This window comes from Mycobacterium sp. TH-M25, from assembly GCF_057473665.1.
This window is the reverse complement of record NZ_JBYCLA010000129.1, coordinates 1-5,991: the sequence shown is the minus strand read 5'-3', so window position 1 is coordinate 5,991 and position 5,991 is coordinate 1. Positions and strand designations below refer to the sequence as shown.

General features: G+C 66.3%; 7 protein-coding genes. 5 read left to right on the top strand and 2 right to left on the bottom strand.

The genetic code is table 11. From position 1 onward, the window contains the following. Window positions 1-715, top strand: a 715-nt coding sequence (locus tag AC2VOU_RS04430; RefSeq protein ID WP_486956257.1) for a glucose-6-phosphate dehydrogenase, incomplete at its 5' end; no start/stop codon positions are given. 278 nt (window positions 716-993) lie between these two features. Here the strand turns inward: AC2VOU_RS04430 and AC2VOU_RS04425 are convergent. After that, the gene (locus AC2VOU_RS04425) at window positions 994-1,770 is read right to left on the bottom strand and encodes a DUF5666 domain-containing protein (RefSeq protein ID WP_486956256.1); all 777 of its coding nucleotides are present in this window, start codon (window positions 1,768-1,770) and stop codon (window positions 994-996) included. A gap of 401 nt (window positions 1,771-2,171) precedes the next feature. Here AC2VOU_RS04425 and trxA point away from each other — a divergent pair, with 401 nt between their 5' ends. The 4 genes from trxA to AC2VOU_RS04405 all read left to right on the top strand — a co-directional run bounded on the left by trxA (window position 2,172) and on the right by AC2VOU_RS04405 (window position 5,392). Further along, window positions 2,172-2,534: a thioredoxin gene (trxA, locus tag AC2VOU_RS04420; RefSeq protein ID WP_486956255.1), complete on the top strand. Its 363-nt coding sequence runs from the start codon at window positions 2,172-2,174 to the stop codon at window positions 2,532-2,534. 46 nt (window positions 2,535-2,580) lie between these two features. Then, complete coding sequence (locus tag AC2VOU_RS04415; protein ID WP_486956258.1) at window positions 2,581-3,432, top strand: enoyl-CoA hydratase; 852 nt, start codon at window positions 2,581-2,583, stop codon at window positions 3,430-3,432. Window positions 3,433-3,456: 24 nt separating this feature from the next. Then, entirely contained in the window at window positions 3,457-5,085 is a 1,629-nt protein-coding gene (locus AC2VOU_RS04410) for an ABC-F family ATP-binding cassette domain-containing protein (RefSeq protein ID WP_486956254.1), read from the top strand. Between the two features lie 115 nt (window positions 5,086-5,200). Next, entirely contained in the window at window positions 5,201-5,392 is a 192-nt protein-coding gene (locus AC2VOU_RS04405) for a helix-turn-helix domain-containing protein (RefSeq protein WP_486956253.1), read from the top strand. 12 nt (window positions 5,393-5,404) lie between these two features. Here the strand turns inward: AC2VOU_RS04405 and AC2VOU_RS04400 are convergent, their stop codons facing one another. After that, entirely contained in the window at window positions 5,405-5,968 is a 564-nt protein-coding gene (locus tag AC2VOU_RS04400; protein ID WP_486956252.1) for a TetR/AcrR family transcriptional regulator, read from the bottom strand. Window positions 5,969-5,991 lie beyond the last annotated feature (23 nt).

Genomic DNA, 5,991 nt, shown 5'->3' with positions numbered 1-5,991 from the left:
GATCCTGGCCTTTGTCGCGATGGAGCCGCCCACCGAGTTGGCGCCGGAAGCAATCAGCAGCGAGAAAAACAAGGTGTTCCGTTCGATGCGCCCCCTCGACACCGATCATGTCGTGCGCGGACAGTACCGCGGCTATCGCGATATGCCCGGGGTGTCCGCGGTATCGGACACCGAGACGTTCGTCGCGCTCAAATGCGAGATCGACAATTGGCGCTGGGCGGGCGTCCCGTTCTTCCTGCGTACCGGCAAGGGACTGGCCGAGGGTCAGCGGATCATCTCGATCGCGTTCCACGAGCCGCCGCGCAGCATGTTCCCGCCGGGATCCGGTGTAGGACAAAAGGGTCCGGATCACCTGACGTTCGACCTTGCCGACGTGTCGAAGATGTCGCTGTCGTTCTACGGCAAGCGGCCGGGGCCCGGCATGAAGTTGGACAAGCTCAGCCTGCAGTTCACCATGGAGGAAACGGGCCACGCCGGCGATGTCCTCGAGGCTTACGAGCGCCTGATTCTGGACGCGATGCGCGGTGACCACACGCTGTACAACACGGCGGAGGGCATCGAGCGACTGTGGGAAGTGTCGGCGCCGCTGCTCGAGGATCCGCCGCCGGTGCGCAGCTACGACCTCGATTCGTGGGGTCCCAACGCCGTGCATCCGCTGATCGCCCCGCGGGCTTGGCGGCTGCCGTTCGAACGCGGTTGGCGCGACAAGACATAACGGCGCTTCATCGCCAAGGGGGATCGCTGAGGCGGCGTAATAATCGGCGCATCACCCAGTTCCGATGTCTCGACGTGCCGCTGGGCTGCCGCCCAACCCGCTGCTTGCTCTACAGCCGCTAAACCCGTTGTCAGGAGCGGCTTGCCGCTGTCCTCACCAGCGGCTCGTGGAATTCGTGATAGCCGGGGACACCGGGCGAATTTCGGCCAGCCCGGTGCGGCCGAAGCCGACTGACTGGATGGCGGTGAAGATCAACGTCCGTCAGCCCACCGTCAACCCTAGTAGTGCCGAAAGTGGGGCAGGTGCGGAATCGGGAACGGGAAGTGAAAGTGGTGATGCGGGCGACCCATCGGTGGGCATGGTTCGAGGTCGATGGTCGCGGCGTGCAGCACCCCGCCGTCCTTGGTTCCCAACGCCGCCATGCATTTACCGTTCTGGATCGCTTGCGCGTTGGTGAGCGCGTTCTTGTCGTAGGTGGTCGTGTCGGCGACGTGCACCGTGACGTGCGTGGGCTTGCTGGCGGGATCGATGCTGTCGACGGTGATCGCGTTCCCTTCAACCGAGTCGACGATGCCGAAGACCGCAGGATTTTCACCTGGTCCTGCGGGCGGGGGCGGAGGGCACTTGCCGCCTTCGGACGGGCTGATCGTCACACCCGAAGCTGTGACCGGTCCACCCGGCGGACCGGTCGGCGCCGCCGCCTCGACATCGACGCAGCTGCCCTTGATGACGTCGCTCAACGTGGCCGGCTCGAGCTCGGTGACCATTGTCGACGGTGCGAAGTCTACCGTTGCCGCCGTCCGATCCCGCTGCGTCAGCTCGATGGTGTTGCCAGACACCGATCTGACCAAGCCCTCGACCTCGTCATGACCCATGGGCGGTGCCGGTACCGGTACCGGTGGCTTGGGAGGAGAAGTCGGGCTCGCCGAGGTGCTGGGTTTGGCTGCGTGGTCGTTGTTCGAGCTTCCGCAACCGGCCAGCGACGCGGCGGTGGCGCCGGCGACCGCGAGGATCGTGAGTCGAGTCACTCCACGTCGATGGGTGGTGACTGGCATGAGGATTCTCCGATCGAGGCGTTGCGTGGCGGGAGTACCCGCTGGGCGGCTGAATAGGACAATTATGGGCTCCGTTCCTCGGCGGCCTCGTGTGGCATGCAGTCGCAAATTCGGCTGGTGGCCACGTTCTGACTGTGCACAACCTGCGGTATCGAGCGCCGCGCCGCAGCGGACGTGTGTGATCTGCGCCGACGAGTGGCAGTGGACCCCGTCCCGACCGGTCAGTGGTGGGCGACATTCGACCAGCTGGTCGCCGAAGGGATGCAATCACGGGTCTGGGTCGTCGAGGACGGGCACGGTGTCCTCCAGCGATAGGCCGCGCGGCACGCTGCCAGGGTCCGCGGCGCCTACGGCCATCTCAGCCTGGGAACACTGCACCAAGGCCTTGCGTTGAAACACTCGTGACTCAAGAACTCACCGCCGCACAATTCAACGAAACGATCAACGGCAACGACATCGTGCTCGTCGACTTCTGGGCCTCTTGGTGCGGCCCGTGTCGGCAGTTCGCTCCGACGTTTGCCGCATCCGCCGACAAGCACCCCGACGTGGTGCACGCCAAGGTGGACACCGAAGCCGAGCAGGAACTCGCCGCGGCCGCGCAGATCCGCTCGATACCTACGCTGATGGCCTTCAAGAAGGGCAAGCTGGTGTTCAACCAGGCCGGCGCGCTGCCGCCGGCCGCGCTGGAGGATCTGGTTCAGCAGATCAAGGATTTCGACGTCGACGCCGCGACCGCGGCGCAGAGCGCGCAGCCCCCGAGCTGAATCTGTGCGGGGGCGGACTGGGCTTGATAACCGGACTCCTCAGCGGATCGCTTCGCAATCCGCATCGTCGTCCAGTTACCGTTCAACGGTGAGCATGGTCCTCGTCGAATATCCGCGTCCGCACGTTGCGCTGGTCACCCTGAACCGGCCCGAGCGGATGAACTCCATGGCTTTCGACGTCATGGTGCCGCTCAAAGAGGTGCTGGAGGACATCACCCACGACAATTCGGTTCGGGTGGTCGTGCTGACCGGCGCGGGGAAAGGCTTCTCCTCGGGTGCCGATCACAAGTCGGCCGGCTCGGTGCCGCACGTGCAAGACCTCACCCGCCCCACCTATGCGCTGCGCTCGATGGCGATCCTCGACGATGTGATCTTGGCGCTGCGCAAGCTGCACCAACCGGTGATCGCCGCGGTGAACGGCGCCGCGATCGGCGGCGGGCTCTGCCTGGCGCTGGCCGCCGACATCCGGGTCGCGTCGCACGGCGCGTATTTCCGAGCGGCGGGCATCAACAACGGGCTGACCGCCAGTGAGTTGGGGTTGAGCTATCTGCTGCCGCGCGCGATCGGCTCGTCGCGGGCCTTCGAGATCATGCTGACCGGCCGGGACGTCGACGCCGACGAGGCCGAGCGGATTGGGCTGGTGTCGCGTCAGGTCCCCGAGGACCAACTGCTGAAGACCTGCTACGACATGGCCGAGCGGATCGCGGCGTTCTCCCGGCCGGGCGTCGAGTTGACCAAGCGCACACTTTGGAGTGGACTGGACGCCGCTAGCCTGGAAGGGCACATGCAGGCCGAGGGATTGGGACAGCTCTTCGTCCGCCTGCTCACCGGCAACTTCGAAGAAGCCGTTGCCGCGCGCGCCGAGAAGCGTCCGCCGGTGTTCACCGACGACAAGTAACAGATCCCCGCAAGGAGAATGACCGTGATTACGGCTACGGACCTTGAGGTCCGCGCAGGCGCGCGCACTCTCCTGTATGCCGACGGCCCGGCCCTGCGGATCCAGCCCGGTGATCGGATCGGGCTGGTCGGGCGCAACGGCGCCGGCAAGACCACGACCCTGCGCATCCTGGCCGGCGAGGGGGAGCCGTACGCGGGAGCCGTCACCCGCACGGGTGAGATCGGTTACCTACCGCAGGATCCCAAGGAGGGCGACCTCGACGTGCTGGCCCGCGACCGGGTGTTGTCGGCCCGTGGCTTGGACACCCTGCTCACCGATTTGGAGAAGCAGCAGGTGCTGATGGCCGAAGTCGCCGACGACGACGCGCGCGATCGGGCCATCCGTAAATACGGCCAACTCGAAGAGCGCTTCGCCGCGCTCGGCGGTTACGGCGCCGAAAGCGAAGCGGGCCGCATCTGCGCCAGTCTCGGGCTGCCTGACCGCGTCCTGACCCAGCAGTTGCGAACCCTGTCTGGCGGCCAGCGCCGTCGCGTGGAGCTGGCCAGGATCTTGTTCGCCGCCTCCGACAGCGGCTCGGGATCGGCCACTACGCTCCTACTCGACGAGCCGACCAACCACCTCGACGCCGACTCGATCGGCTGGTTGCGGGACTTCTTGCGTAATCACTCCGGCGGGCTGGTGGTCATCAGCCACAACGTCGATCTGCTGGCCGACGTGGTCAACCGGGTCTGGTTCCTGGATGCCGTGCGTGGTGAAGCCGACGTCTACAACATGGGCTGGCAGAAGTATCTCGACGCGCGCGCCACCGACGAGCAGCGCCGTCGCCGAGAGCGTGCCAATGCGGAGAAGAAGGCCACCGCGCTACGTGCCCAGGCCGCGAAAATGGGCGCTAAGGCCACCAAAGCCGTTGCGGCGCAGAACATGTTGCGCCGTGCCGATCGGATGATCGCCGCGCTCGACGCCGAACGGGTGGCCGACAAGGTGGCGCGGATCAAATTTCCGAGTCCGTCGGCGTGTGGTCGCACACCGCTGACCGCGTCCGGGTTGACAAAGACCTACGGCTCGCTGGAGATTTTCAGCGGTCTCGATTTGGCGATCGACCGCGGTTCCCGGGTGGTGGTGCTCGGGCTCAACGGTGCCGGCAAGACCACGCTGTTGCGCTTGCTGGCCGGTGTCGAACAAGCGGATGCCGGGACGATCGAGCCCGGGCATGGGGTGAAAGTCGGCTATTTCGCCCAAGAGCACGACACCCTCGACGATGCCGCGAGTGTGTGGGATAACGTTCGCCACGCCGCGCCCGGCTCCGGCGAGCAAGACCTGCGCGGCCTACTCGGCGCGTTCATGTTCACCGGTGCTCAGCTCGACCAACCGGCCGGAACGCTCTCCGGTGGAGAGAAGACCCGCCTCGCGCTTGCCGGCCTGGTGGCCTCCACGGCCAACGTCTTGCTGCTCGACGAGCCGACCAACAACCTCGATCCGGCGTCGCGCGAACAGGTTCTGGATGCGTTGCGCAGCTACGCCGGGGCGGTCGTGCTGGTCACCCACGATCCGGGCGCCGCCGCGGCGCTGGACCCGCAACGCGTCGTGCTGCTGCCGGACGGAACCGAGGACCATTGGTCGGATGAATACCGGGACCTCATCGAGCTGGCCTGATCGGCGCGGCGCTTTTTTCGTTTCATAGCAGAGGATTTGGTCAATTCGCCGCGCGGGTCCGCGCGGGTTCCTACGCTTTGGTTCTGGGGCTCGACGTTCAAGCGGGGAGGGGCCGATGCGGAAATCGAAAAAGCCGCGCGATGAGGTGCTGCACGAATTGCGCACTGCCTACGAAGGCGGAGCCAGCATCCGGATGCTGGTCGGGTCGACGGGCCGGTCGTACGGTTCGATCCACAGCATGCTGCGCGAATCGGGCACCACGATGCGCAGTCGCGGCGGTCCCAACCACCGCACCCGCACGCGTTGAGCGCGCGTCGAATCAGCTCTGACGGACGGAGCCCTCGACGAGATCGAGGACAGCGGTGAGTAACCGGGGGTCTTCACCGGAGGCCACTTTGGCCACCAGCCCGTCCAGCACCAAGTCCAGATAGCACTGCAAGACGTCGCTGGGCACGTCGTCGCGAACCCGGCCGGCCAGCTTCTGGCGACGCAGGCGCTCGATCGTCGCAGCTGCCAGCTCCGCTGACCGGTCGGTCCATTCCTGGTGGAACTCCGTGTCGTGGCGCAGCTTTCGCGCGATCTCCAGCCGCGTGGCGAGCCAGTCGAACTGCTCAGGGGCGGCCAGCATGTCGCGCATCACCTGGACCAGGCCTTCGCGGGACGCGACGTCGGCCATCCGCTCGGCATCCTCGTGCGCAAGCTCGAAAAACAGGGTGTCCTTGTCGCGGAAGTGATGGAAGATCGCCCCGCGCGACAGCCCGATCGCCTGCTCAAGGCGGCGCACCGTGGCGCCGTCGTAGCCGAATTCGGCGAAGCAGCGGCGGGCGCCGTCAAGGATAAGACGGCGCCGCGCCGCCACATCGTCCGGGCTGACCTTGGGCACGCCGCCGCTCCGCTAGATCCTCG

Excerpts from the sequence above, each read along its gene's own strand:
- AC2VOU_RS04405 (WP_486956253.1), top strand. The coding sequence starts at position 5,201 with ATGCGGAAATCGAAAAAGCCGCGCGATGAGGTGCTGCACGAATTGCGC.
- AC2VOU_RS04425 (WP_486956256.1), bottom strand. The coding sequence starts at position 1,770 with ATGCCAGTCACCACCCATCGACGTGGAGTGACTCGACTCACGATCCTC.